Source organism: Deltaproteobacteria bacterium HGW-Deltaproteobacteria-18 (assembly GCA_002841885.1).
Classification (GTDB): Bacteria; Desulfobacterota; Desulfovibrionia; order Desulfovibrionales; family Desulfomicrobiaceae; genus Desulfomicrobium.
In genome coordinates, this window is the sequence record PHBE01000001.1 from 140,492 (window position 1) to 165,158 (window position 24,667).

Sequence of the window (24,667 nt, forward strand, 5' to 3'; positions counted from 1 at the left end):
TTCCTGCTACTGCGTCTTGAGCCGCATCCAGCATTCCTCATACGCCTTCACGGCGGGTCCAAGGTCGGTCTCGAATTCACCCCGAGCCATTTCTTCTGACGCAGGGTAGACAATGGCGTTGCCGCGCACGTCTTCGGGCAGGATCGCCTGGGCTGCCAGATTGGGAGTGGAATAGCCCATCTCCTGACAGATGAACGCCGCCACTTCGGGGCGCAGGAGATAGTCGATGAAGAGATGGGCGTTGTCCGCGTTGCCCGCATTTTTGGGGATGCACAGATTGTCGATCCAGAGACTGTAGCCTTCCGCCGGGTAGACGTAGCGGATATCCGGATTTTCACTGGTGGCGATGTACGCCTCGCCGTTCCAGAGCACCGCCGCCTGCACCTCGTTGTTGAGCAGGGCCTGCTTGGGCGAGTCGGAATCAAAGACACGCACGCTGGCCATGAGCGGCAGCAGAAGCTCGCAGGCCTCGGCGACCTTGGCCGGGTCGGTCTCGTTCAGCGAATAACCGAGCCGTTTGAGGCCCATGCCGATCACGCCGCGCATGTCGTTGGGCAAAAGGATCTTGCCGGCCAGTTCAGGCTTCCACAGGTCGGCGAAGGAAGTCACCGAGGCTGCGGCAGGATCCTTGGTGTTCACGGCGATGGCCGTTGATCCCCACATGTAGGGCACGCTGTAGGTGTTGTCCGGATCAAAGGACTGGTTCATGAGCTTGGGATTGAGGTTGCCAAGATTGCCAAGCTTGGACTTGTCCAGCTTCATGAGCAGGCCTTCCTTGTGCATGCGCGCCACAAAATCGGTGGACGGCACGACAAGATCGTATCCCTTGGCTTCGACCATCCTGATCTTGGCATACAGGGCCTCATTGCTGTCGTAGGTCGACATGATGACCTTGACCCCGGTCTCCTTCGTGAAATCCTCAAGCACACTGTCCGGCATGTATTCGGACCAGTTGTAGACATAGAGTTCCTTGGATGCCGCAAGAACCTGGGTGGCCAGCATGAGGCACAGGACCGTCAGTACCAATCTTTTCATGATTTCTCCTTCAGAAAGCGCTGCGACACGAAGACCGCCACAACGGTTATAAGAATCATGATCGCGCACAGGGCGTTGACCTCGGGCTTGAGTCCCAGGCGGACCATGGAATAAATTCGCAAGGGCAGGACCTCGAAGGTGGGTCCGGTGGTGAAGAAACTGATGATCACGTCGTCGATGGACAGGGTGAAACTCAAGAACCAACCGGCCAGGACGGCAGGAAAGACCATGGGCAGGACCACGTGGCGAAAGACCTCGTACTCCCCTGCCCCGAGATCCCGGGCGGCTTCCACCACATGCGGGTCGAACCCCTGGAGCCGGCCGTAGACGGTGATGCTGACAAAGGGCACGCAAAGAGTGACATGGGCCATGAGCAGGGTCCAGAAGCCCAGCGGCAGGGACAGGGCCATGAAGAGCACCAGAAGCGAAATGCCGATGACGATGTCAGGTGACATCATCATGACGAAAAGCGAGGTGCGGATGATCTTGCGCGTCGGAAAACGCCAGCGCTGCAACGCCATGGCGACGAGCGTGCCGAGGATGCTGGAGCAGGTCGCCGCCAGGGCCGCGATCAAGAGCGAATGCAGGGCCGCCTGCATGAGCGCGGTGTTGCCAAAAAGTTTCACGTACCAGTCCAGGGTCAGGCCCTTCCAGGCCATGGAAAACCGGGACGAGTTGAAGGAATAGGCGACCATGACGCCAAGCGGCAGATACAGGAACACAAAGACCAGCGTGGCGTAAAGAGCGCGCAGTTTTCGCATCAGGCCTCCTTCCTGCCCAGCCGGGCGGCGCTTTTCCAGTACAGGAGGAGCATGAGTCCCATGAGCACGGTCAGGGTCACGCTGGCCGCAGCGCCAAGAGGCCAGTCGCGGGTGGTCAGGAACTGGTCGCGGATGAAGTTGCCGAGCAGCATGGCCTTGGCACCGCCCAGCACGTCGGACACGTAGAACATGCCGATACCCGGCAGGAAAACCAGCATGCAGCCGGAGACGATGCCGGGCATGGTCAGGGGCACGACCACTTTCCAGAACGCCCGCCAGGGGCTTGCGCCCAGATCCCGCGCCGCTTCGAGATAGCGGCGGTCGAGCCGCTCCAGAGCCGCGTAAAGGGGCAGGATCATGAACGGCAGCAGCGTGTACACAAGCCCCAGCACCACGGCCCCGGGGGTGTACATCATGGCCAGGGGCGAATCGATGATGCCCAGAAACAGCAGCACGTTGTTCACGATGCCGCTGGAGTTGAGCATGGCGGTCATGGCGTAGGTGCGCACCAGGGAATTTGTCCAGAAAGGGATGACTACCAGGAGCAGCAGTGTGTTGCGAAGCGGCTTGCGGGTCCGGGCCAGAATGGCGGCGAAAGGATAGGCCGTGACCAGGCAGATGACCGTGACCAGGCCCGAAAGGCGCAGGGATGACAGCAGGATGTCCAGATGCGTCGTGTCCATCAGCCGGGCGTAGTTGTTCAGGGAAAAGCCGGGCTCGATGAAATTGGCGGACGACGTGGAGCTGAAACTGGCCAAAAAGACCAGTATGTTGGGCACAAAAGCGAAAATCGCCATCCAGCAGATGACGCCGACAATGACGGCAAGCTTGAAGAAGCCGTCATTTTTCATATGGCAGCACCACTTCCCAGCCCTCGACCCAGCTCACGGCCACCCGGTCCGAAGCCTTGAAATAGACGGTCTCGTCGTCCTCGTTGAAAAATTCCGTGGCCGTGACGGTGCCACCTGCATCCAGCCTGACCACGACATCGTAGGTCGCGCCCTTGTAGATGGTCTCTTCCACCGTGCCTACCAGGGAACGATCGCGAGAAAAGACATCCTCCAGTTCGGGGTCCTCGGCCAGGTCCTTCAGGGTCTCGACTCGCAGATCCTCCGGACGCAGCAGGATGTGGACCTTCTCCTGCGGCCGGAAGGCGTGGCTGGTGCGCATGAACACGTCCAGTCCCTGCGCCCGCACCCTGGCGCGTCCCTCGCCCAGTTCCACCACCTCGGCATCGATGATGTTGATCTCGCCCACGAAGCGGGCCACGTAAAGGTTGCGGGGTTCCTCGTAGACGCTGACCGGAGTGCCGATCTGCTCGATGTGGCCGTTGTTCATGACCACAACGCGATCGGACATGGAAAAGGCCTCCTCCTGATCGTGGGTGACGAGGACGAAGGTGATGCCGAGCTTGCGCTGCAAATGTTTCAGATCGAGTTGCATCTGCTTGCGCAGCCGGTAATCAAGGGCGGAGAGCGGTTCGTCCAGAAGCAGCACGAGCGGCCTGTTGATGATGGCGCGTGCGATGGCCACCCGCTGCTGCTGTCCGCCGGAGAGCTTGCCGACCATGCGCGACTCGAAGCCCTCGAGCTGAACCAGGCGCAGGGTCTCACGCACTTCGATGCCGATCTCGGCGGCAGAACGCTTCTTCATGCGCAGCCCGAAGGCGACGTTGTCGAAGACATTCATGTGCGGAAAAAGAGCGTAGCTCTGAAAGACCGTATTGACGTTGCGTCGCTCCGGTGGGAGATCGGTCACGATCTTGCCGTCAATGGAGATGACTCCGGCGGTGGCGCTTTCAAAACCGGCCACGAGACGCAGGATGGTTGTCTTGCCGCAACCGGAAGGCCCAAGGATGGTCAGAAACTCTCCGCGCTGCACGTCGAGAGACACGTCCGTCAAGGCATGCTGCCCCTCGTAGCTCTTTGCCACGTTCCGTAATTGAACCACCGGCAATGCCTGACTCTGCGCCGCGCAATCCGTCATGACCCCTCCAGACAAATAATTCAGCCGGGGCGCAGACATGGCGACAATTCCCAGCAAGCCCTTTTTTTTGGAGAAGATAGAGTGCCGAGTCAAGGACAATTTTCCCGTATGCGGCCTGACCCGGGGACAAGATCGTGAGGAAAAGGACATGGGTGGCGCATGACGAAAAATAATGGCACAGAGCCCTCTCATATCAAGCAGGCCGCAACCGGGCCCTGGATTCCACTTTGGAAGACAAAGACGAAGACCTCACGTGAAGGAGATCAAATGGTTACCCTTTTGCCCACTCCCGAGGAAATGTCCCGCTGGGACAGACTGACAATTGATGAATTCGGACTGTCCGGACAAATCCTGATGGAAAACGCCAGCAGGGCCGCTCTTTATGCCCTCAAAAAAGAATTCGGGCCCCTGCGTGGTGCCTCGGTCATGGTTTTTGCCGGTCCCGGCAACAATGGCGGCGACGCCTTCGCCTTCGCCAGGCATCTGGTCAATCTGGGGGCGACAGTCCTCATCCTGCACGCCAAGCATCTCGCGCAGTATACCCATGACTCCGCCTACCACCTGAAACTGGCCATGGACATGGGCATCCCCTGCTCCTACCTGCCCGAATACGAAATGGATCTGGTGCCAAAGATCGACATCATCGTGGACGGCCTGCTCGGAACCGGCTTCGAGGGCCCGCTGCGCCCGAGCATGAAGGATTGGATCAAGTCCATCAACAAGCTCGGCGCAGAATCCTATGTCCTGTCCCTGGACATCCCCTCGGGGCTCAGCGGCACCACGGGCCAACCCATGCCCATCGCGGTCGAGGCCGACCTGACCGTGACCTTCGAGGAGGCCAAGCTCGGGTTGTTCCTGCCACCAGCCAAAGGCCATATCGGCAAGCTGGTCACGTCCAAGATCGGCATTCCGCGACACATCAAGGAACAGCACCCGCCCACCCACATCGCCCTGGGACCGAATCTTGCGAACCTGCTGCCCGAACCGGGCTCGACCATGCACAAGGGAGAAGCGGGGCACATCATGATCCTGGGGGGCTCCCCCGGGCTGACCGGAGCGCCCATGCTCGCGGCCCGTGCGGCTTTCCGCTCCGGCGCGGGTCTGGTCAGCATAGCCTGCCCAAAGGCCCTGACTCCGGCTTACGGCAGCTTTCCCGAAGTCATGACCCTGGGCCTTGGCGATTCGGATCAATGGAGCGCCGATTGCTTCGATTCCCTCCTGCCTAGCCTTTCGCGCTTCTCGGCCGTGGTCTTCGGGCCCGGCCTTGGACGCAGTGATGGAGCCATGGCATTTTTGGAGCGCTATCTGACCAATCCTCACGCCAGGACCCTTTACGACGCCGATGCCCTCTTTCTGCTGGCCCAGCGCCCCGATCTCCTGACTCTCACCGGTCCGGACGCCGTACTGACCCCGCATCCCGGGGAGATGGCCAATTTCTTCGGGGTCACGCCTGGGGACATCAATCTCTCAAGGGCCAGCTTTGCCAGGGAATTCTCTTTTGGACACCGCGTCAATCTGGTCCTCAAAGGCGCGGCGACCATTGTCGCCGGGCACGAGGACCCCATCGCCATATCTCCGTTCTGTGCCCCCAACCTGGCCATTGCCGGATCGGGCGACGTGCTCGCCGGAATCATCGGCAGTCTCATGGCCCAGGGGCACCCGCCATTGACCGCCGCCCAGATCGGCGTGTACTGGCACGGGTATGCGGGCACTCAGCTCGCCGATGATTTCCCATACCGGGGCAACACACCCATGGAAATCGCCGATCACCTGCCAACCGCCCTGAAGGAGTGGAAAAAATGCGTACAGCTCAAGATATCATGACCACCGAGGTCATCACCATCAGCCCCGAGGCAGACATAACCGAAGCCGTGAAGATCCTGCTTGACAAGGGTGTCAACGGACTTCCCGTGGTCGATGAAAGCGGCCACCTGGTCGGCATTCTGTGCCAGAGCGATCTGGTCCGCATGCAGAAAAGCCTGCCCATCCCCTCTCTTTTCACCCTGCTGGACGGCTTCGTGCCCCTGTCCTCCTCGGCCCTGCTCGAGGCGGAAGTCAAACGCATCGCCGCTTCCAAGGTTTCCGACGCCATGAGCACCAAAGTGGTCACCATCGGCCCGGACATGACCATCGACGAGATCGCGGCCCTCATGGTCGACAAGAAGTTCCACACCCTGCCCGTCACGGACAACGGCAAACTGCTGGGGGTTGTCGGCAAGAAAGACGTCATCAAAACGCTGATTCCGCATTCATGATCCTTGTCCTGACCTCTCTTGAAGCGACGGCCGCCCTGGCGCAGGCCTTTGCGGCCTGCGTCGCGGACAGCCCGGCCCTCCCCCCCGTGCTGCTGCACGGCCAGCTCGGGGCCGGGAAAACGACCTTCATCCGGGAACTGGTCCAGAATCTGCCGGGAAGCGAAAACGCCGAGGTCAGCAGCCCCAGCTTCAACATCCTGAACCTCTACCCCACGACGCCGCCCGTGGGGCATTTCGACCTTTACCGCACCGAGGGCCGGGGCTTTGATCCCGATCTGGAAGAGACCCTCTTCGCTCCGGACCACTTCTGCCTGCTGGAATGGGCCGAATTCCTCCCTAAGGACAGCATGCCAGACTCCCACATCGACATGTTCTGGACAGCCGAGGCAGAGGCCAGAACCGTGCAGATCACCGCCCACGGGCCCGAAGCCCAGGCCTTTCTGGATTGCCTGGAAAAGGCCGCAAGCATTTAGCCGGAATTATCATCGTGTCCCAAAAAAGACCTCTCGCCGAATCCCTGCGCCCGGAGTCCCTCGACGACTTTATCGGCCAAAGCCATTTTCGCCAGCGCCTGCGCACCCTGATGCAGTCCAAGGACCTGCCGAGCCTGCTGCTCTTCGGCCCTCCCGGCTGCGGCAAATCCACGGTGGCCCTGCTGCTGGCCAAACACGCGGGCAAGCCCTTCGTGCGGGTCAGCGCTCCCGAGGTGGGCATCACCGCCCTGCGCAAACAGCTTCAGGACAAGGAAATCCTGATCCTGGACGAATTGCACCGCTATTCCAAGGCCCAGCAGGATTTCTTCCTGCCGCTCCTTGAGACGGGCGAACTGACGCTCATCGCCACGACCACGGAAAACCCGTCCTTCAGCGTCACGCGCCAGCTTCTTTCCCGGCTGCACGTATTGCGCCTGCGCTCGCTCGGCATGCCTGAACTGGTGGATGTGGGCAAGCGGGGCATGGAAAAACTCGGCTCGCTCATCCCGGAAAAAAGTCTGGAGCTTTTGGCCACGCTCTCTGGTGGGGATGCGCGCACCATGCTCAATCTGGTGGAATTTGCGGCGGGACTCGAAGAAAAGGATCTGGAACCCGATCAGCTCAAGACCCGATTGCCGGAGATCGTGCTGCGCGGAGACAGGGAAGGCGATTCACATTACGAGCTGGCTTCGGCGCTGATCAAGTCCATCCGGGGCTCGGACCCGGATGCGGCACTGTACTACCTGGCCAGCCTGGTTGAGACCGGCGAAGACCCGCGCTTCATCTGCCGCAGGCTGATCCTCTCGGCCGCCGAGGACGTAGGCCTCGGCGACCCAATGGCCTTGCCCCTGGCCGTATCCTGCGAGCAGGCGGTGGAACGCGTCGGCATGCCCGAGGGCTGGATTCCCATGGCCGAAACCACCGTGTATCTGGCCCTGGCGCCCAAGAGCAACTCGGCCTACGCCGGATACCTCTCGGCCGTGAAGGAAATCCGCACCAACGGCGCAAAGCCCGTGCCGCTGCACCTGCGCAACGCCTCCACCAGCCTGCAAAAGGAGTGGGGCTACGGCCAGGGCTACAAGTATCCCCACGCCTATCCCGAAGCCTGGGTCGAACAGGACTACCTGCCCCCGGAACTCAAAGGCCGCGTCTTCTATCAGGCCAAGAACCAGGGCCACGAGGAACGCCTGGCCCTTTGGACCCGCAAACTCAAGGCCTCTCGCCTGAGACCCAAGGGAAAGGATGCCAAGGATTGGACGGGATGACTTAATGCAAAAGCCCGAGCGTTCCGGTGCGGCCCGGGCGAGGGCCGTCGACTGTTTGACTGAGCCAGGCATCGCAAGGCTCACGCGTTGCCTGACGCGCTGTCACGGCCTCGCGCCTTGTCACGCAACGCTTGAGCCTTACGAGGCCCGCGAAGGAGTTTCGACGGCCATCGCCCGGGGTGCACCGGAGCGCGACCGCGCCGTCGCTATTCCCGTTTCATGGAAAGGCATGGATTCCCGCCTGCGCGGGAATGACATTGAGGCGTATCAGAAACGCGGTATCCCTAAAAATAACCCAGGCTCCTGAGCTGTCCCATCCTCTCCTCCTTGGCCGAATCCCGCCCCGAGCGCTCTCCCCGGGCCGAGCGCAAGGTGCAGGGCATGCAGCCCAGCGACCGGTAGCCCTGGTCGTAGAGGGTGCACCACGGGATGGACTCGCGCACCATGAAGGTCCAGACGTCCAGCTCCGTCCATTCCAGGATGGGCAGGGCCCGGACGTGATCTCCGTGATCCTCCAGCCATGGCCGGTCGGCCCGGTCCGGATTCTCGTCGGCGCGCACGCCGGTCAGCAGGGCCGGAATTTCAAGTCGTGCGACGGCCTCGTTCAGGGGACGGATCTTCAGATCGCCGCAGCAGGCCACCGGGTCCACGGCCAACGCATAGCGTGTCAGCTCGACTTCGGGACGTGCGACATGCAGTTCCAGATTCCACTCCCGGGTCAGGCGATCGCGAAAGTCCAGTACTTCCGGAAACTTGCAGCCTGTATCCAGGTTCAGGACACGCACCGGCGCCGGACCTGCATGCTCGCGCAGCACCTCCCGCCACAGGGCCAGCACCACGGTCGAATCCTTGCCTCCGGTCCAGCCCACGGTCGCGCCGGGACCGAAACGCTTCAGCACTTCGACCATGCGATTCCTGGCGAGGGCCTCTTTTTCGGAAAGAGTCATGCCCCGACCCGCCCAAGGCAGACCGCGTCCCGTACACATTTCAAAAGACAACGCATTATTCCCGCCTTTGATTTTCCGCCGGAAGTTCAATGATGAAGCGCGTCCCACGCCCCGGATCGGACTCGACATCCATGGTGCCGCCATGCCCCTTGGTCACTATGAAGTAGGACACGGAAAGCCCCAGGCCCGTACCCTGTCCGGGCGGCTTGGTGGTGAAGAAAGGCTCGAAGATGCGCCGGCTGATATCCGCCTTCATGCCGGGTCCGTTGTCCTCGATCTCGATCCTGACCCGATCGCCAACGCCGAACGCCCGGATCTCCAGACGCGGATTCTCGACGGGGGGCGTGACCTCGGCCATGGCCTGGGCCGCGTTGCGCAGGATGTTCAGAAACACCTGTTCGATCTCCGTCTCGGTGCAGGGCAGCTTGCAGAGCCCCTCCTCGACAACTACCCGCAAGTCCATTTTCTTGAAATCGTAGAATTTCTTCAGATCGTAATCATTCCTTGCCAGCGTCAGGGAGTGTTCGATGATGGTCCCAAGATCGCACTGGGAGCGCCCCGATTCCGCCAGTCTGCTAAAGTCCAGCATGCGCCGGATGATACCCGCAGCCCGCGTGGCCGCCTCCTGAATGTCAGCGATGAAGAGGTCGAGCTTGCGTGCGCGCATGTAACGCGCCATGAGCTCCATATCCAGTCCTATGCTCTGCGCAATCTCGTTGTTCTTCGGGAAATCGGGCCGCGTGCGCCGCACGAGGTTGTAGGATGCCTGCAGGATGATGCCCAGGGGATTGTTGATCTCGTGGGCGATGCCCGCGGCCATGCCCCCCACCGAGCGCATCTTCTCGCTCTGGATCATGACCTCCCGCAACTTCTTCATCTGCGTGATATCGCGCAGCACGGCCAGCAGGTGCGGAACTCCGTCGAGTTCCAGGGTCTGGCAGGTCATGGCGCTGACCACGGTGGAGCCGTCCTTGTGCAGGGCCTCGAATTCAAAGTCGCGCAGAAAACCGTCGTGCTCAAGACGTCTGTAGATTTCTTCGCGTTCCCCGGAATTACGGTAAATGCTCAGATCCATGAGCGTCCGGCCCAAAGCCTCTTCACGGCTGTAACCAGAGATGTTCGTAAAGGACTCGTTGACGTCGACAAGGCGTCCGCTGCCGACGACGAGCAGCACGATGGCATCAGGCGAGAGGCGGAAAAGCTGGGAAAACTTCTCTTCGGACTGACGGAGCCTCTCCTCGGCCAGACGCCGCTCGGTGACATCGGTATGGGTCCCGCTCAAAAGCAGCGGCTTTCCGGCGGCGTCGCGTTCGATGACATCGCCGCGTCCCAGAATCCATCTCCAGTCCCCGTATTTCGTATGCATGCGAAATTCGGAGTTGTACGACTTGGCCCCGTTGGAGTTCACGACATCTTGAATCTGCGGATAAACCTGTAAAAAATCCTCGGGATGACAAAGATCCTTCCAGGTCTGAAAGCTCATGGGCAGTTCCTGGTCCGCGTAGCCGAGCATCTCGTACCAGCGAGGGCTGAAATAGGCCTGTCCGGTGTCGAAAGACCATTCCCAGATGCCGTCGGAACTTGCCAGAATGGCACGGGAAAGCCGCCGCTCGCTCCGGGCCAGGGCCTGATGCGCGTCATCGAGATCGCGGTAGGAGGTGTTCAGACGTTCCAGCAGCTCCTGAAAGGCCCGGCCAAGATTCGCGATTTCCTCATCAGCCTTCAAAGCCGGAACCTTGAAATTGCGGGTCTCGGTGTTCACTTGCCGCATGGCCGTTCCAAGGCTGCGCAGGGGACTGACCACAGACTTTCGCAAACGGCGACGCAACAACAGCTGCGTGCAGAGCAGGGTCATGACGAGAATGCCGAACATGAAGACGAAAAAACTGAGTGTCTGCTTGCGCAAAAGAGACAGGTCATGGTTGATGCGCAGCCACCCGATGGTTTCGCCCGCCGCGACGATCGGCCGGGTGAAGCGCAATGCCGAGAAGTCATGATCGAAGGCATAGCCCAGAGCAGGGTCCCAGCGATCAACGTCAAGCGGCTTTGAGACCTCCACCGCCGTGCCCTTCGACGCGGCGGCCAGAGGGAGACCCTGTGCATGGTACAGTTCGACCCGCAACACGTCCTCGACCATGCTGATCTCGGCCAGACGCATGTCGAGGGCCCGGATGCGCCGCTCGAAGAGTTCATTGGCCAGACTGTCCTGCTCCCTGGCGGCCAGGGTATCGAGGATGCGGCAGACGATATGGATATTGTCGTCCTTCCAGCGCACCAGCATGAAACTGGCCAGGGCGACAAAAAGGACTGCGATCACGGCGAAGGTGATCAGGATATCCTGATTCATTCGCTGGGAGATGCTTTTGTTCATCGCTCCGGATCCACCCTTTTCACGAATTCGACCTTGTCGGGGGTAATGCGCAGAACGACCAGAGACTTTTGGGGATCGCGCGAATTCTTGAAGGTTATGAGCCCCGTCACGCCCGGATACTTTTCGGTCACGGCCAGAGCGTCGCGAATGGCGGCCGGAGAGTCGCTGCCGGCCCGCAAGATCGCGTCGGCCAACAGGCCCATGGCGTCATATGCATTGGCGTTGCCGGCGTCGATCATCTGCAGGGCGTTCGGCCCGAACTCCTCCAGCAGGAGGGCAAGGAATTCTTGACCGGCTTTTGAACCGGAATCGGGGTGCCAGTGGGAGACGTAATAGTTTTCGCCCTTGGCCGGATCAAGATAGGGATAGTGTTCCAGTGCCGTCCATCCGTCGCCGCCCAGGATGGGCATGTCCAGACCTGCGCTACGCGCCTGCTTGAGGAACAATCCCGAATCGCGGGTGAAACCAGCCACAAAAACCAGATTCGGAGCTTTTTCGCCGACGACGCGAACCTGCTCATCAAAGTTCATGGCGTTCTGAAGATAGCGCAGCTGCGCCTCGACCTTGCCTCCGCGTGCGGCGAACCGCTCGATGAAACCGGCGCTCAGCCCTTCGCTGTAGACATCTCCGGCGATGGTCACCACTATGGCCCGTCGGGCTTTCAGCTCGTCATAGGCAAAGCCGGCCAGCGCACTGGCCTGCAGGGCGTCGGTATAGCAGACCCTGAAAATGAAATCGCCGATTTCGGTGACCTCCGGAGCGGTAGTGGTCGAGCCGAGCATGGGAATTCCCGCCTCCTGAAGCACGGGCCCCATGGCCATGGCCTGCGAACTCCAGGAAGGGCCGACTACGGCCGCGACCCTGGCTTCAATGGCTGCCATGGCCGCCTGCCGTGCTCCAAGGGCCGAGCTCCCGGTGTCGAATTCCAGCACTTCGACGGGGCGACCCAAAAGACCTCCCCCTGCATTGATCTGTCTGGCGGCGAGCATGACCATTCGGTAATTGGGTGAATTTTCCTCCGCGCCAGGCCCGGTCTTGGCAAAGATGCTCCCGATCCTGATGGGCTGGACCGGCTGAGCCTGGCAGATGGCGGACATCCAGAAAAAAAACGCCACCACGCTCACGGCGCAGATCATGACTGCCCTGGCGCCGGGCCATGAAAATGGAATACGGCGACCCGAAAAAAACACGGAAAAAAAATCGTGTCTGCGCACAAAATCCTTCATGATCGCCCCTCGCATTGACGCCATCGCGCCTGCATCCGCCGAGCATGGCACAAGGCCGGACAAAACTCCATCCACTTGTCATACATTAAAATACGACTCGAGCACCGGCAAGCACAAGAGCCAAGTCTTACAAAAACAAGTACGCTTGTCTTCATGGAATCCTGAGTTGACACTAGGCCACAGTCATTGCAATGTACTGAAAATTCGGTATAAACTTCATAAAACCAAATAGTCCGACAACCCCTGCAGGCAGACGTCATGAACAATCCAGCCCAGCTCCCCGACGACCAGCGTGCCTCCGGCTTGCGCCGCAAGGTCGGGACCCTGCTGCTGTTCATATCAGCGGCGGTCCTGCTGCTCTCCTTCGCGGTAGGTCAACGGGTACTGAGCGACCTGACAACGGACCTGAGCCGCAGACTGGCCGTTGCGGAAGCGCAGCTTACCCGTGAGAAAATCCAGGCCCTGGTCGGCCGCGAACTGGCCATAGCCCAGCGTTTCGCTGGCCTCAGCGCCCTTGAGGACTGGCTGCTGAAAGAACAGGATGCCTTCTCTCGCTCCCACTTTCTGGCCGAGGCCACGGGATTTCGCCAAGCGTTCGCCGACCAGTCCTATTTCGTCATACATCACCGCACGCTGGCCTATTATTACGCCGACCCCAAAAGCCCCAGCGCCAGATATCGCTACACACTGGAAGCGGGCAAAGCCGACGACGCCTGGTATTTTTCGACCATGGACGTCCCGGTCCCCTACACCCTGAACGTCAACCCCGACGCCACCCTCAAGGTGACCAACCTGTGGATCAACGTGCAGGTGCGCAACGCGGCGGGCATGCCCCTCGGGCTGGTCGGCACCGGCATGCAGCTGGACAGGTTCCTCAGTACCATGCTCGCGCCCCGATCGGCCGGCGCCATGAGTTTCATCATCGACTCCCAGGGACGCATCGTGGCCCATCCGGACCCGGACAGGATCGAGTATGGGGCCATGGGCAAACAGGAATCCTCCAAGACCGTTTTCGCCGAACTGAACGGAAACCGCGACCACGAGGCCTTTGCCCACGCCCTGGCCGAGACCAGGCGCAGGGGCGAGCAAGTGCTTCCGCTGCAGGTCGCCACGGAACAGGGGACGCGCATGATGGCCCTGGCGCACCTCCCGGAGCTGGGTTGGACTGTTGTCAGCAGCGTCAATCCGGCGGCCGAGGGCATCCTTTCTACGGATATCATTCACCTGGCCCTTGCCGGGGGTGCCGTGATTCTGCTGCTGGTCATTCTGACCCTGACCCTGGGCTTTGACCGCCTTGTCCTGCACCCGCTGCTGGTTCTGACCGATTCGGCCCGCAGCATCGCCGAGGGGCGTTACGACACCCGGCTGCAATCGAACCGGAACGACGAACTCGGAGCCTTGTCGCGCGCCTTCGACAGCATGGCCTCCCAGGTCCAGGCGCACACCAGGGAACTGGAACAACGGGTGGCCGAACGTACAGCCGAGCTGGAAGCGACCCATGCACAGCTGTCGAACACGCATCGCCAGTTGACCGAAAGCATCCGCTACGCGAGCCTCATCCAGCGGGTCATTCTTCCGGATCGGCAACTCGGCGAGCGCCTGCACGGACAGTATTTCGTGGTCTGGCATCCGCGCGACGTGGTCGGCGGCGACTTCTACCTCTACCGGGAACGTGCCGAGGGCTGTCTGTTCGGCGTCATCGACTGCGCGGGTCACGGAGTGCCGGGAGCCTTCATGACCATGATCGCTCACGCGGCCCTTGAACGAGCCACCCTGGAGCAGAGCTGGAACAACCCGGCCGCGCTGCTGGAGAGTGCGGACAAGGCCGTGCGCGCCATGATGCCGGACACCAAACGCCTGGAGCGTCTGGCCACGTCCATGGACGTCGGGCTGTGCTTCGTCGAATGGGAGACCCGAAAGGTTCATTTCGCGGGAGCACATATCGACCTCTTCACTGCCAGGGGAGCGCAGGTCGAACACTACCGGGGAGATCGGGGCGGAATCAACGACCGCAGGTCCAGAAGCTTCACCTGCCGAACTCTGGAGCTTGAACCGGACAGTGTTTTTTATCTTGTCACGGACGGAATTCTGGACCAATCCGGGGGAGACAGGGGTCTGCCTTTCGGACGAACCGGCTTCGTGAACTGGCTTGAGGCCCACTCCGGCCTGGCGCTCGAAGCCCAGGAAAAAGCCCTTGCAGCAGCCCTGCAGGAGTACCGGGGAGAATACCCGCAACGCGACGACATCACCGTGCTGGCCTTTCGTTTCGACCAGACGCCGGCAGATTCCTCCGAGGAGACCGTTTCATGAGCACGCCAGACCTATACGACCTGCGCGAAATTTTTGACCGTCAACAGATCATGGTCTGCTTCAACGGCCCCATCAACGCCGCCCTGATCGAAGAGATCGGCCGCGCCCTGCGCGACTATCTCAACCATCAGCAGGAAGCGCCCAGTGCCGTGGCCGACATTTTTTCCGTCTATATCGAAATGACCCAGAACATCCGGCGCTACGCGGACCAGCACCCGGATTTGACGGGCGCGGCCAGCGCGGCCATCGTCGTATCCCGCGAGAGCGAACACTACGTGATCAGCGCTGGCAATGTCGTCACCCGCGAGGACGGCATCACCCTGAAGGATCGCGTGGACGAACTGGCGGTCCTTGACCGCGCCGCACTCAAAACCCTTTTCAAGACCCAGCTGCGTCAGCCGCGTGAAGGCCTGAACGGCAGCGCCGGTCTGGGACTCATCGACATGGCCCGCAAGGCATCACGCCCTCTTACCGCCACGGTGCGCGACATTGACGTTCAAAGAAGCTTCCTGAGCCTGCGTGTGATGTTGTAGAAAGAATCAATAAATGTACGAGAAGAGCATGAACAACCTAGAAATACACCAGACATCCAGCACCCCGATGGTCCGTGCCGACAACGAGCAGGGACGTGTCTTCATGGCTGGAGATTCATATCCCGAGAACCCCTTTGAATTCTTTCAGCCGATCATCGACTGGATCGACGATTTTCTGAAGAACGACGACCGGCCCCTCGCCTTCGACCTGCAGCTGATCTATCTGAACACCAGCAGCATCCGGGCCATGATGGACATTTTCGACCGTCTGGAGGAGTCCCATCTGGCAGGGCGCCCGGTCAGTGTCGACTGGTGCTACGATCCCGACAACGAGCGCGTCGGCGAACTGGCCGAGGAATTCAAGGAAGACTGCACCTTTCCTTTCACCATCGCCCCGAGGTCATGACCATGCAACAGTATCCGCCCGAAGACAGTCTGGAGCGGAGCATCGAGACCATTCTGAGCGCGGACACACCTCCGGACGGATGGAAGGAGGCCCTGGGAGAACTCTTCGAGCGCTATCTCGACCAGCAGCGCCTGCTGGACCGCCTGACCCACATCGCGGACCGTTTTCAGGCCGCCGAACGTGAACGCAGCCAGGGCTATCTGGCCAACTACGAGAAGAAAGTCAGGCAGTTGGAAAAGATCGTGCGCATTAGCGACCAGTACCAGACCATGCTGCATCAGCTCAAGGAACGCCTGGAGCACGCCTCCAACTACGATTCCCTGACTAGCCTGCCCAACCGCCGCTACATGACCGTTCGTCTGGAAGAGGCCGCTTCCCGGGCAACGCGTGAACCTGACGGCGGATTTGCCGTCATGATCGCGGACCTGGACCATTTCAAGACGGTCAACGACAACTTCGGTCACGCTGCCGGAGATCGGCTGCTGCAGGCCGTGGCCCGTGCCCTGGAACTCTCCCTGCGCGAATACGACCTGTGTGCACGCTGGGGCGGAGAGGAATTCCTGTTCCTCTTCCCGTCCTGCGACCAGACCAACGCCCCGATCGTGGCGGAACGGCTGCGTCAGTCCGTGACAAAGGCGCAGAGGATCAACGACGAGATTCCTGCCCCGACGGTCAGCATCGGCTTCACGATCCACCGTCCCGGCGAGCGTGTCGACACCACCCTGCTGCGCGCGGACCAAGCCCTGTACAAGGCCAAGGACGCCGGGCGGAACTGTGTCGTCGGTGAGTGAGCTTGACAGCCAATCCGGCTTGTCCTAGCCAGAAATGAGTTTTTTGCAGGGGTGGCGAGGAGCCTGAGATGATACCCGTTGAACCTGATCTGGATCATGCCAGCGAAGGGAATTGCAAGACGTAAGGCCGTAACCGGCCAATCCCCCCATTCCTCGCCCCTGCTGCCCCAAACACCAACAGCAGTGCGAGGTGCACCGTGTCCGATCTTGCCATGAAGGCCGCAGAGAACCTGCGCGTCCTCCGTCAGACAAAGCCCCTGATCCACAACATCACCAATTTCGTGGTCATGAACTACACCGCCAACGCCCTTCTGGCCTGCGGTGCATCCCCGGTCATGGCGCATGCCGAAAACGAAGTCGAAGAGATGGTCGCCTACGCCGGCGCGCTGGTGCTCAACATCGGCACCCTTACCGACCTGTGGGTGGCGTCCATGCTCAAGGCCGGACGCAAGGCCACGGCGCTGGGCAAGCCCATCATCCTCGACCCGGTGGGCTCCGGGGCGACGGAACTGCGCACCGAGGCCGCCAAATCCATTCTGGCCTGGACAAAGGTCAGCGTGGTGCGCGGCAATGCCTCCGAAATCCTGTCCCTGGCCGGACAGAATGCTGCAACCAAAGGTGTGGACTCCACAAACTCCATCGAGGAGGCGGCCAAGGCCGCAGGGGCCCTGGCCCGCGAACTGGGCACGGTCCTGGCCATCACCGGCCCCACCGATCTGGTCACCGACGGCCGCCGCACGCTTGTCATCGAGGGCGGACACTCGCTCATGCCCTACGTCACGGGCACGGGCTGCTCCGCCACTGCCTTGGTCGGCGCCTTCCATGCCGTTGATCCCGACCCCGTCTCCGCCGCCGCCTCGGCCCTGGCCTTTTTCGGACTGGCCGGAGAAAGGGCGGGCGCACTGGCGGACGGCCCCGGCTCCTTTCAGATTCATCTTCTGGACGCCCTCTTCAACCTGACTCCCGAGGAACTGGCCAATGAATGCCGTATCCGCGAGGAACACCATGCCTGATCTGTCCCTGTACCTGGTCACGGACCGGGAACTGTCCCGTGGCCGCTCCACCGTGGACATCGTCCGCGCCGCCGTGGCCGGCGGGGTGACCTGCGTGCAGCTGCGGGAAAAGCGCTGCGCGACCCGCGAATTCGTGACCGAGGCGCGGGCCGTGCGTGAACTGCTGGCCGGAACCGGCGTCCCGCTCATCATCAACGACCGCATCGACGTGGCCCTGGCCGTTGGTGCGGAGGGCGTGCACCTGGGCCAGACCGACATGCTCATCGCCGACGCCCGCCGCCTGACGGGACCGGACATGCTCATCGGCATCTCGGCCGAATGTGTGGCGGACGCGATCCGCGCCGAGGCCGAAGGCGCGGACTATGTGGGCGTAAGCCCCGTCTTTTCCACGCCCACCAAGACCGACACGGCCCCGGCGCTGGGGCTTGACGGCGTCGCCGCCATACGCGCGGCCGTGTCCCTCCCGCTCGTCGGCATCGGCGGCATCGGTCCCGGCAACGCGGCCGAAGTCATCCGCGCCGGGTGCGACGGGGTGGCCGTGGTCTCGGCCATCGTCTCGGCCCCCGATCCCGGGAAAGCCGCCGCCGAACTCAAAACCATCATTCATGCAGCCAAGGAGCTTTCATGAACCAGCGCAAATATCACCGGGTACTGACCATCGCCGGGTCCGACAGCGGCGGAGGGGCGGGAATCCAGGCCGACCTCAAGACCATCGCGGCCCACGGCTGCTACGGGGCCAGCGTCATCACCGCCCTGACCGCCCAGAACACCCTGGGCGTGACCGGCATCCACGCAGTGCCCGTGGAATTCGTGGCCGCACAGATGGACGCGGTGCTGGGCGACATCGGGGCCGACGCGGTCAAGATCGGCATGCTCTTCTCTCCGGAGCTGATCCGCACCGTGGCCATGGGCCTGGCCAGACACGGGGTGGGGATCATCGTGCTCGACCCGGTCATGGTGGCCCAGAGCGGAGACAAGCTGCTCCAGGACGAAGCCATCGACGCCCTGAAATCGGAACTCATCCCCATGGCCACGCTCATCACGCCCAACCTGCCCGAAGCCTCGGTGCTGCTGGGCCGGGACATAGCCACCCCGGGGGCGGCCATGGAGGCACTGACCGACCTTGCGGCCATGGGCCCGGGGAGCGTGCTGGTCAAGGGCGGACATCTGGAATCGGGAGACAGCGACGACGTCCTCTACATCGGCTCCGAAAAGCGCGTCGTGACCCTGCCGGGAGTGCGCATCCCGACCCGCAACAATCACGGCACGGGCTGCACCCTGTCCTCGGCCATCGCTTCGAACCTGGCCAGAGGCGAAGACATGGAAACGGCCGTCCGCAACGCCAAGGAATACATCAGCCAGGCCATCCGGGCCGGAGCCGCCTACGTCATCGGCCAGGGACACGGGCCGGTGCATCACTTCCACCGGTTCTTCGAATAGCCGTGCACGCTCCCGCCACCGTGCAGGCCGCGCCAGGAATCGCCCTCGAAGGCATCTCCCTCGACTTCGAAGGCCGCCCGCTGTTCTCGGATCTGAGCCTGACCCTAAGGGGCGGCCGCACGAGCTGCATCCTGGGCCCAAGCGGCTGCGGCAAATCGACCCTTTTAAAGCTCATGGCCGGCGCTCCGAGCCTGGGGTTTTCCGGGCAAATCCGTTTCGACTCCGGCGGGAATACCTCGGAACAGGTGGCCTGGATGAGCCAGAACGACCTGCTCCTGCCCTGGCTGACCTTGCTGGACAACGTCCTGCTCGGAGCCAGGCTGCGGGGCGAACTCTCGCCCGAAAAGCGTTGCAGGGCCCTGGAACTGATCCACGAAGCGGGCCTTGCCGGATACGAGGGCAAGCTGCCTTCCGCCCTGTCCGGAGGCATGCGTCAGCGCGGGGCGCTCCTACGCACCCTCATGGAGGAGCGGCCCGTCATTCTCATGGACGAGCCCTTCTCCGCCCTGGACGCCCTGACGCGGGTGCGCCTGCAGAATCTTTCCGCGCGCCTGACCACGGGAGCGACCGTGGTGCTGGTCACTCACGATCCCATGGAAGCCCTGCGCCTGGGTCACGAAATCATCGTGCTCGGAGGCACGCCGGTGCGAGTGCTGGAAGTCATCGAACCCGCCGGTCCGCCTCCGCGCGAAGCCGGAGACTCGGAGGTGACCGGACTCTACGCCGGGCTCCTGAGACGGCTCATGAGCGGGGAGGCGGCATGAACTTCCTGCGCCCCTTGATCCTGGCGGCAGGCTTTCTTGTCCTGTGGCAAATCCTGGTCACCCTGACCGGAGCTCCGCCGTACATCCTGCCCGGCCCCCTGCCCGTGGGCGAGGCTCTGGTCGAAAAGTTTCCCCTGCTGCTCTCACATCTGAGCACGACCCTGGCCGAAATCCTGCTCGGGCTGGCCCTGGGCACGATCCTTGGCACGAGCGCGGCCCTGGTCATGGTCCTCTCGCCGCTGCTGAAGCGCTGGATGCTGCCCGTACTGGTGATCAGCCAGGCCATCCCGGTATTCGCCCTGGCCCCGATCCTGGTGCTGTGGCTCGGCTATGGCATGGCCTCCAAGGTGGCCATGGCGGTGCTGATCATCTTTTTCCCGGTGGCGTCATCCTTCTACTCGGGCATGCAGCGCACCGAACCCGACCTGCAGGAACTGGCCCGCATCATGGGAGCGGGGCCACTGGCCGTGCTACGCAACATCATCATCCCCTCGGCCCTGCCCGCCTTCGCCTCGGGCCTGCGCGTGGCCACGGCCGTGGCGCCCATCGGGGCAGTGGTCGGGGAATGGGTCGGATCAAGCGCAGGCCTTGGCTTCTACATGCTCCACGCCAACGCCCGCATGCAGATCGACGTCATGTTCGCGGCCTTGACCGTCCTGGCGGTCACATCCCTGACGCTCTACTTCATTGTGGACCGACTGTTGGACAGGCTGGTTTTCTGGCAGCCCAGGCAGGGGATGCAGTGACAGCGACGTCGTGGCCAAGCGTCATTGCGAGCCCCTTAGGGCGTGGCAATCCATGTCTTTTCAGCCTCTGACCGTGACACCGTCCCAGCGTGCCGGTTCGGTCCGGGTCGGGGGCGGCAACTGTCTGACTGAGCCAGGCATCGTTTGTTTTCCCGTCGCCTCTCGCCCGGAGCGCGGCTTTATCTTCGGCAGCAACGACGGGAAAACATTACGAGGCCCGTGAAGGAGTTTTGGCGCCCCCGGCCCGGATCGAACCGGAACGCGGCCGCGCTGCACAAGCCTTTTTCTGAAAGGACGCCAAGCTTTTGTACCGAAACAAGATTTTGCTTTGCTCATTCTCCCATTCTTCAAACCACAAGGACAACCACATGAAAAAAATCACCCTCTTCCTCGCAACCCTTCTCCTCCTGGCCACCCAGGCCCAGGCCGAAAAGCTGACCGTCCTCTTGGACTGGTTCATCAATCCCGACCACGCCCCCCTCTACGTGGCTCTGGAAAAAGGCTTTTTCAAAAACCACGGCCTGGACGTGGAACTCATCGCCCCCTCCAACCCCAACGACCCGCCCAAACTCGTGGCCGCGGGCAAGGCCGACATCGCCGTGTCCTACCAGCATCAGCACCAGATGCAGGTTGCCGAGGGACTGCCGCTGACCCGCATCGCCACCCTCGTAGCCACCCCGCTCAACTCCCTGGTCGTGCTTGAGGACGGGCCCATAAAGTCCATAGCCGACCTGAAGGGCAAGACCATCGGCTATTCCGTGGGCGGTTTTGAGACCGTGCTTTTGAAAGTGATGCTTGAAAAAGAAGGCCTGACCTTGGACGACGTCAAGCTGGTCAACGTCAACTTCTCCCTGTCCCCATCCCTGTTCACGGGCCAGACCGACGCCGTCATCGGCGCGTTCCGCAACTTCGAACTGAACCAGATGGATATCGAGGGGCGTCCCGGAAGAGCCTTTTTCGTGGAGGAGTACGGGGTTCCGGCCTATGATGAACTCATCCTCGTTGCGGCCGGCAAGAACGTGGCCGACCCGAAGCTGCGTGCCTTTGTCGATGCCCTGGAGGAAGGCGTGCAGTACATGATCAATCATCCGGAAGAAAGCTGGAAGCTCTTTGTCGGCAATGGCCGCGAAAGCCTCGATGACGAACTGAACCGCCGCGCCTGGAGAGACACCCTGCCCCGCTTCGCCCTGCGTCCCGGCGCTCTCGACAACAGGCGCTACATCCGTTTCGCGGAATTTCTGATGCGCGAAAAGATCGTGACCGAAGTGCCTGCGCTCGACACTTGGGCGGTGGAATTGCGCTGATCGGATCGAAAATCCCCGCCTTGAATATGTCGAAGCCGGGCGGCTGCATTCTCGCAACCGCCCGGCTTCATTTTGTGTCAGGCTGGAGTATACCGGACAATACGACTAGATTTCGCGCTCCCGCGAAAAGAATGCCCCGCCCAGCATGATCACGCCAAAGATGGCCAGATAGGCAACAACGGCCATGCCATGAGAAAAACAGGCGGCGAACATCATGAACAGGCTACCGAACACTGCCAAGGAAGGCATTATGTAACGCTTGAACGTCGAGAGATCGGCTTCCTTTTTCATGAACACCACGAAAATCGGGATGTACAGGGCATAGATTGTGACAATCGGAAGTTCCGAAGGATCGAAGCAGAAAAAACCGAACCACGGTTTGGTGAGGTTCGCCCCGTAGAAATACACCAGCCAGAACGCGGACAACAGTAGTCCCAGCACGGCGGAGTTGGTGGGCATGTTCGTCGCGTTGTCGATCTGCTTGTACATGGCCGGAAGCGGTCCCTGGTTCCTGGCGGAGATGGAGTAGATGCCTCGGGTACACCCGAGCATCAGGCCATTCAGGGTGCCAAGGCAGGAGATGATGACGAAGACGAAGATGAGCGTTCCGCCAAGACTCGAAAAGACGGTCTCGAAAGCCAGTTTCGCGCCTTCCTGACCGCCTTCCATGAGGGTCTGATTGGTGACCGCGCCCGCGAGGCCAACGTAATACAATATGTACACGACCATGACCGTGAAGGTTCCGGCCATCAGGGCCAGGGGGAGATTCCTCTTGGAATCCCTGAGCTCGGCGTTGATGCTGGTGGCGATGATCCATCCCTCGTAGGCGAAGGACGTGGCGACGACGGCGGTAAACACCGCGATGAGCGGATCGACTTCAGTCACGGAGGTGGTGAAATTCTGTACGATCATGCCGTTGCCTAGGCCGAAGACAGTGCCAACCACCGCCATGAGAAGGAGCGGGATGAGCTTGATTACGGTCGTCGCGACCTGGAATTTACCGGCCAGAACGGGCGACAGGGCGTTCAGGGCATAGCTGGCCACCAGAAAAAAACCGGAGAAGGTCATGCACTCGCCCCCGGTGATATCCCATCCGAACAGTACGGCGGTGTAGCGGGCCGAAACCCACGCCAGGACGGCGGTCAGGGTCGGATAGTAGATGAGCGCCATGAACCAGCCGACATAATAGCCGTATTTCTTGCCCATGGCGGCTTCGGCGTAGTCGACGATCCCGTTCACGCGCTCATACTTGGTGGCCATCAGAGAGAATGTGTAGGCGCAGGAGATCATGATGAATCCGCCAATGATCCAGGCAAGAATTCCAAGGGGCAGATTGCCTCCGGTGGCGGTGAGAATTTTTTCCGCCTTGAAAAAGACGCCGCTGCCAATGACAATGCCTACAACCATCGCAATCGCGGTAAAAAGGCCGAACTTCTTGTTCAACTCCGATCCCATTGTCCGATTCTCCTTATCGTTTCAGAACCAACACTTTATGCAAACAATATATTATCGAAAAAATATTGCCGGTCATTCCATGCATCGTCACGCCAGGGCACTGCAACCGCATCGGGGATAAAATCAGATGGCCGAAATACCGGAGGCCGTGCTTCCGTAAAAAAAGACTCTCAAAGTCGACATTGATCCATTGGACTAAAGATGCAGAGGGGCCGTAACCGATGAAAGGAATATTGTAAACGCGGATAATGCATCAAAATTATTAAACCCGTAATCGCACGATTTTTAATAAATTTCAGGAACGGTATTCACGCCGTGTGTAAAAAATACAAAAAATGGACGTCCCGGGCATATCCTTTGCTTCCGGGGAAAGCCTGATGGGTAAAGAATTCTCACTTCAAGACCGATAAGAAGGAAAATGGGCAATTGTCCAAGGAGCACAGATCATGAACGTGCACGGCGCCGGAAATCAGCATGCCTGGATGAAGGCAAACCATGTCGAACTCATAGGCAACACCTCGGAAAAAAAGGTCAAAGCTGCCCAAACCGAGGTCACTCCCCAGCCCGCCGCCAGCGACGAGCAAGAAAGCAGAGGAGTGATTCGCCTCTTGCAGGCTGGACACTTCCAAGGAGTGGCGGACGTACGACTGCGCATCAATTTCCACGACGAGCTGCAGCAGGCGGGAGAGCAAAACGCCGCCAACGATTTCCAGAACGCAAGCACGGGGCTATTTGACGATCTGGCCGCGAAACTGGGCGCTCTCGGAGAAGAGCACGGCATGCCCGGACAGACAGCGGCACTCTCCGAAGACTTCGCGGCCGACATCAGGCAATTGCTCGAAGATGCAAAGGCGGAGCAGACGCCGCTGTCCACCAGCCTTGAGAACATAAGCTCCAGATTTTCCGAGCTCCTTGAGTCTCTGAACGGGGCGTACTCCGGACTGATCTCTCCTGCCGCCCCGCAAGAGCCGGACGATACGGAACCGGAACTGGCCGGGCTGCTTGAGGACGAGGACGCACTCACTCCAGAGGAACAGGCAGCCGAACAGATGGCCGCAGATCCGGATGAAGCGCTGACGGAGGAACCGGGGGGAGAAATTGCCGTGAACGAGGACCCGGGGCTCACGGCCTTCAAGGCGGGCATGCAGGAGCTTGAAGGCTGGTTCACCCATAGCCTGGCCGAACTGCACGGCGAAGTGACTGCCGCAAGCGAGTTGCCGCCGCTGAGCGAACCACGGGGCAACGGCGCGGCCTATGCCAAATTTCTGGAGATATACCGAAACATGAACGCAGGAGGGGAAATTCCCGGTGCGCAGCCTGAATCGTCCGCAGGGGAGCTGCTCGCCGTGGTCTAGGCCGGGTCAGGAGACTACCCACGCAGGGGCGTTCTCGCATTTTTGACAATGCATGGGCGCCCTTTGTTTTTATAAAAATCCTGCACGACCCTCCCTTCAACGGGCCGCGCCCTTGGCACTGCGCTGTTTCGGCATCTACGCGAAAAATGTCCGACAACATATTGGCATCGTGATCAAAAACGAATATGTTCGTCTGACAAAACAGGGTCATTGAGGAAGTTGCCATTACGC

The 24,667-nt window shown here is 61.0% G+C and carries 23 protein-coding genes and 1 riboswitch; of the genes, 15 read left to right on the top strand and 8 right to left on the bottom strand.

The features are described 5' to 3' along the window. Positions 1 to 6 precede the first annotated feature (6 nt). Genes potD through CVU60_00630 form a run of 4 tightly spaced genes read right to left on the bottom strand, consistent with a single transcriptional unit; the run spans position 7 to position 3,782 of the window. Positions 7 to 1,035, bottom strand: a complete 1,029-nt coding sequence (gene potD, locus CVU60_00615; GenBank protein PKN43561.1) for a spermidine/putrescine ABC transporter substrate-binding protein PotD — start codon at positions 1,033 to 1,035, stop codon at positions 7 to 9. After that, a complete protein-coding gene (locus CVU60_00620) occupies positions 1,032 to 1,796 on the bottom strand; it encodes a spermidine/putrescine ABC transporter permease PotC (GenBank protein ID PKN43562.1) in 765 nt (254 codons plus the stop codon). Before CVU60_00620 ends, potD begins: the two co-directional genes overlap by 4 nt. After that, positions 1,796 to 2,647, bottom strand: a complete 852-nt coding sequence (locus CVU60_00625) for a spermidine/putrescine ABC transporter permease PotB (protein ID PKN43563.1) — start codon at positions 2,645 to 2,647, stop codon at positions 1,796 to 1,798. The genes CVU60_00620 and CVU60_00625 overlap by 1 nt, the downstream gene beginning before the upstream one ends. After that, the gene (locus tag CVU60_00630) at positions 2,637 to 3,782 is read right to left on the bottom strand and encodes a spermidine/putrescine ABC transporter ATP-binding protein PotA (GenBank protein PKN43564.1); all 1,146 of its coding nucleotides are present in this window, start codon (positions 3,780 to 3,782) and stop codon (positions 2,637 to 2,639) included. Before CVU60_00630 ends, CVU60_00625 begins: the two co-directional genes overlap by 11 nt. Positions 3,783 to 4,049: 267 nt before the next feature. On the opposite strand from CVU60_00630, the gene CVU60_00635 reads away from it, so the two are divergent. Genes CVU60_00635 through CVU60_00650 form a run of 4 tightly spaced genes read left to right on the top strand, consistent with a single transcriptional unit; the run spans position 4,050 to position 7,775 of the window. After that, positions 4,050 to 5,606: a bifunctional ADP-dependent NAD(P)H-hydrate dehydratase/NAD(P)H-hydrate epimerase gene (locus tag CVU60_00635; GenBank protein PKN43565.1), complete on the top strand. Its 1,557-nt coding sequence runs from the start codon at positions 4,050 to 4,052 to the stop codon at positions 5,604 to 5,606. After that, positions 5,582 to 6,037 (top strand): hypothetical protein, encoded by a 456-nt coding sequence (locus tag CVU60_00640; protein PKN43566.1) that lies wholly within the window; start codon positions 5,582 to 5,584, stop codon positions 6,035 to 6,037. The genes CVU60_00635 and CVU60_00640 overlap by 25 nt, the downstream gene beginning before the upstream one ends. Beyond that, positions 6,034 to 6,510, top strand: coding sequence for a tRNA (adenosine(37)-N6)-threonylcarbamoyltransferase complex ATPase subunit type 1 TsaE (locus tag CVU60_00645; GenBank protein PKN43567.1), 477 nt, complete (start codon positions 6,034 to 6,036; stop codon positions 6,508 to 6,510). Before CVU60_00640 ends, CVU60_00645 begins: the two co-directional genes overlap by 4 nt. A gap of 5 nt (positions 6,511 to 6,515) precedes the next feature. Further along, complete coding sequence (locus tag CVU60_00650; GenBank protein PKN43722.1) at positions 6,516 to 7,775, top strand: recombinase RarA; 1,260 nt, start codon at positions 6,516 to 6,518, stop codon at positions 7,773 to 7,775. Between the two features lie 284 nt (positions 7,776 to 8,059). On the opposite strand, the gene CVU60_00655 is transcribed toward CVU60_00650, so the two are convergent. Genes CVU60_00655 through CVU60_00665 form a run of 3 tightly spaced genes read right to left on the bottom strand, consistent with a single transcriptional unit; the run spans position 8,060 to position 12,343 of the window. Continuing rightward, positions 8,060 to 8,722 (bottom strand): phosphoadenosine phosphosulfate reductase, encoded by a 663-nt coding sequence (locus tag CVU60_00655; GenBank protein PKN43723.1) that lies wholly within the window; start codon positions 8,720 to 8,722, stop codon positions 8,060 to 8,062. Positions 8,723 to 8,777: 55 nt separating this feature from the next. Then, positions 8,778 to 11,093 carry a hypothetical protein gene (locus tag CVU60_00660; GenBank protein ID PKN43568.1) on the bottom strand — a complete coding sequence of 772 codons (2,316 nt, stop codon included), beginning with the start codon at positions 11,091 to 11,093 and terminating at the stop codon, positions 8,778 to 8,780. Continuing rightward, positions 11,090 to 12,343: a hypothetical protein gene (locus tag CVU60_00665; protein ID PKN43569.1), complete on the bottom strand. Its 1,254-nt coding sequence runs from the start codon at positions 12,341 to 12,343 to the stop codon at positions 11,090 to 11,092. The genes CVU60_00660 and CVU60_00665 overlap by 4 nt, the downstream gene beginning before the upstream one ends. Before the next feature lie 234 nt (positions 12,344 to 12,577). Between CVU60_00665 and CVU60_00670 the strand changes: the two genes are divergently transcribed. From CVU60_00670 to CVU60_00715, 10 genes are all read left to right on the top strand, one after another. Continuing rightward, positions 12,578 to 14,629: a hypothetical protein gene (locus CVU60_00670; GenBank protein ID PKN43570.1), complete on the top strand. Its 2,052-nt coding sequence runs from the start codon at positions 12,578 to 12,580 to the stop codon at positions 14,627 to 14,629. Next, the gene (locus CVU60_00675) at positions 14,626 to 15,162 is read left to right on the top strand and encodes a hypothetical protein (protein ID PKN43571.1); all 537 of its coding nucleotides are present in this window, start codon (positions 14,626 to 14,628) and stop codon (positions 15,160 to 15,162) included. The genes CVU60_00670 and CVU60_00675 overlap by 4 nt, the downstream gene beginning before the upstream one ends. Before the next feature lie 28 nt (positions 15,163 to 15,190). Then, positions 15,191 to 15,568, top strand: a complete 378-nt coding sequence (locus tag CVU60_00680) for a hypothetical protein (GenBank protein PKN43724.1) — start codon at positions 15,191 to 15,193, stop codon at positions 15,566 to 15,568. Between the two features lie 2 nt (positions 15,569 to 15,570). Then, a complete protein-coding gene (locus tag CVU60_00685) occupies positions 15,571 to 16,359 on the top strand; it encodes a GGDEF domain-containing protein (protein PKN43725.1) in 789 nt (262 codons plus the stop codon). A 37-nt stretch (positions 16,360 to 16,396) separates the two neighbouring features. Next, positions 16,397 to 16,490: riboswitch (TPP riboswitch) on the top strand. A gap of 66 nt (positions 16,491 to 16,556) precedes the next feature. Then, the gene (locus tag CVU60_00690; protein PKN43572.1) at positions 16,557 to 17,372 is read left to right on the top strand and encodes a hydroxyethylthiazole kinase; all 816 of its coding nucleotides are present in this window, start codon (positions 16,557 to 16,559) and stop codon (positions 17,370 to 17,372) included. Continuing rightward, on the top strand, positions 17,365 to 18,000 hold the full coding sequence (gene thiE / locus CVU60_00695) for a thiamine phosphate synthase (protein ID PKN43573.1): 636 nt from the start codon (positions 17,365 to 17,367) through the stop codon (positions 17,998 to 18,000). Before CVU60_00690 ends, thiE begins: the two co-directional genes overlap by 8 nt. Continuing rightward, on the top strand, positions 17,997 to 18,812 hold the full coding sequence (gene thiD, locus CVU60_00700; GenBank protein PKN43574.1) for a bifunctional hydroxymethylpyrimidine kinase/phosphomethylpyrimidine kinase: 816 nt from the start codon (positions 17,997 to 17,999) through the stop codon (positions 18,810 to 18,812). Before thiE ends, thiD begins: the two co-directional genes overlap by 4 nt. 20 nt (positions 18,813 to 18,832) lie before the next feature. Then, positions 18,833 to 19,576, top strand: coding sequence for an ABC transporter ATP-binding protein (locus tag CVU60_00705; GenBank protein PKN43726.1), 744 nt, complete (start codon positions 18,833 to 18,835; stop codon positions 19,574 to 19,576). Beyond that, on the top strand, positions 19,573 to 20,322 hold the full coding sequence (locus CVU60_00710; GenBank protein PKN43575.1) for an ABC transporter permease: 750 nt from the start codon (positions 19,573 to 19,575) through the stop codon (positions 20,320 to 20,322). The genes CVU60_00705 and CVU60_00710 overlap by 4 nt, the downstream gene beginning before the upstream one ends. Positions 20,323 to 20,690: 368 nt before the next feature. After that, positions 20,691 to 21,626 carry an ABC transporter ATP-binding protein gene (locus CVU60_00715; GenBank protein PKN43576.1) on the top strand — a complete coding sequence of 312 codons (936 nt, stop codon included), beginning with the start codon at positions 20,691 to 20,693 and terminating at the stop codon, positions 21,624 to 21,626. Positions 21,627 to 21,731: 105 nt separating this feature from the next. Here CVU60_00715 and CVU60_00720 read toward each other — a convergent pair whose 3' ends face one another. Next, a complete protein-coding gene (locus tag CVU60_00720) occupies positions 21,732 to 23,081 on the bottom strand; it encodes an amino acid permease (protein PKN43577.1) in 1,350 nt (449 codons plus the stop codon). Positions 23,082 to 23,527: 446 nt separating this feature from the next. Here CVU60_00720 and CVU60_00725 point away from each other — a divergent pair, with 446 nt between their 5' ends. Beyond that, positions 23,528 to 24,436, top strand: a complete 909-nt coding sequence (locus CVU60_00725; protein ID PKN43578.1) for a hypothetical protein — start codon at positions 23,528 to 23,530, stop codon at positions 24,434 to 24,436. The last annotated feature ends 231 nt before the right edge of the window (positions 24,437 to 24,667 follow it).

Bases quoted from the DNA above. Each gene is read 5' to 3' on its own strand.
- potD (PKN43561.1), bottom strand. From the start codon at position 1,035: ATGAAAAGATTGGTACTGACGGTCCTGTGCCTCATGCTGGCCACCCAG.
- CVU60_00620 (PKN43562.1), bottom strand. From the start codon at position 1,796: ATGCGAAAACTGCGCGCTCTTTACGCCACGCTGGTCTTTGTGTTCCTG.
- CVU60_00625 (PKN43563.1), bottom strand. From the start codon at position 2,647: ATGAAAAATGACGGCTTCTTCAAGCTTGCCGTCATTGTCGGCGTCATC.
- CVU60_00630 (PKN43564.1), bottom strand. From the start codon at position 3,782: ATGACGGATTGCGCGGCGCAGAGTCAGGCATTGCCGGTGGTTCAATTA.
- CVU60_00635 (PKN43565.1), top strand. From the start codon at position 4,050: ATGGTTACCCTTTTGCCCACTCCCGAGGAAATGTCCCGCTGGGACAGA.
- CVU60_00640 (PKN43566.1), top strand. From the start codon at position 5,582: ATGCGTACAGCTCAAGATATCATGACCACCGAGGTCATCACCATCAGC.
- CVU60_00645 (PKN43567.1), top strand. From the start codon at position 6,034: ATGATCCTTGTCCTGACCTCTCTTGAAGCGACGGCCGCCCTGGCGCAG.
- CVU60_00655 (PKN43723.1), bottom strand. From the start codon at position 8,722: ATGACTCTTTCCGAAAAAGAGGCCCTCGCCAGGAATCGCATGGTCGAA.
- CVU60_00660 (PKN43568.1), bottom strand. From the start codon at position 11,093: ATGAACAAAAGCATCTCCCAGCGAATGAATCAGGATATCCTGATCACC.
- CVU60_00665 (PKN43569.1), bottom strand. From the start codon at position 12,343: ATGGCGTCAATGCGAGGGGCGATCATGAAGGATTTTGTGCGCAGACAC.
- CVU60_00670 (PKN43570.1), top strand. From the start codon at position 12,578: ATGAACAATCCAGCCCAGCTCCCCGACGACCAGCGTGCCTCCGGCTTG.
- CVU60_00675 (PKN43571.1), top strand. From the start codon at position 14,626: ATGAGCACGCCAGACCTATACGACCTGCGCGAAATTTTTGACCGTCAA.
- CVU60_00680 (PKN43724.1), top strand. From the start codon at position 15,191: ATGAACAACCTAGAAATACACCAGACATCCAGCACCCCGATGGTCCGT.
- CVU60_00685 (PKN43725.1), top strand. From the start codon at position 15,571: ATGCAACAGTATCCGCCCGAAGACAGTCTGGAGCGGAGCATCGAGACC.
- thiE (PKN43573.1), top strand. From the start codon at position 17,365: ATGCCTGATCTGTCCCTGTACCTGGTCACGGACCGGGAACTGTCCCGT.
- thiD (PKN43574.1), top strand. From the start codon at position 17,997: ATGAACCAGCGCAAATATCACCGGGTACTGACCATCGCCGGGTCCGAC.
- CVU60_00710 (PKN43575.1), top strand. From the start codon at position 19,573: ATGAACTTCCTGCGCCCCTTGATCCTGGCGGCAGGCTTTCTTGTCCTG.
- CVU60_00715 (PKN43576.1), top strand. From the start codon at position 20,691: ATGAAAAAAATCACCCTCTTCCTCGCAACCCTTCTCCTCCTGGCCACC.
- CVU60_00720 (PKN43577.1), bottom strand. From the start codon at position 23,081: ATGGGATCGGAGTTGAACAAGAAGTTCGGCCTTTTTACCGCGATTGCG.
- CVU60_00725 (PKN43578.1), top strand. From the start codon at position 23,528: ATGAACGTGCACGGCGCCGGAAATCAGCATGCCTGGATGAAGGCAAAC.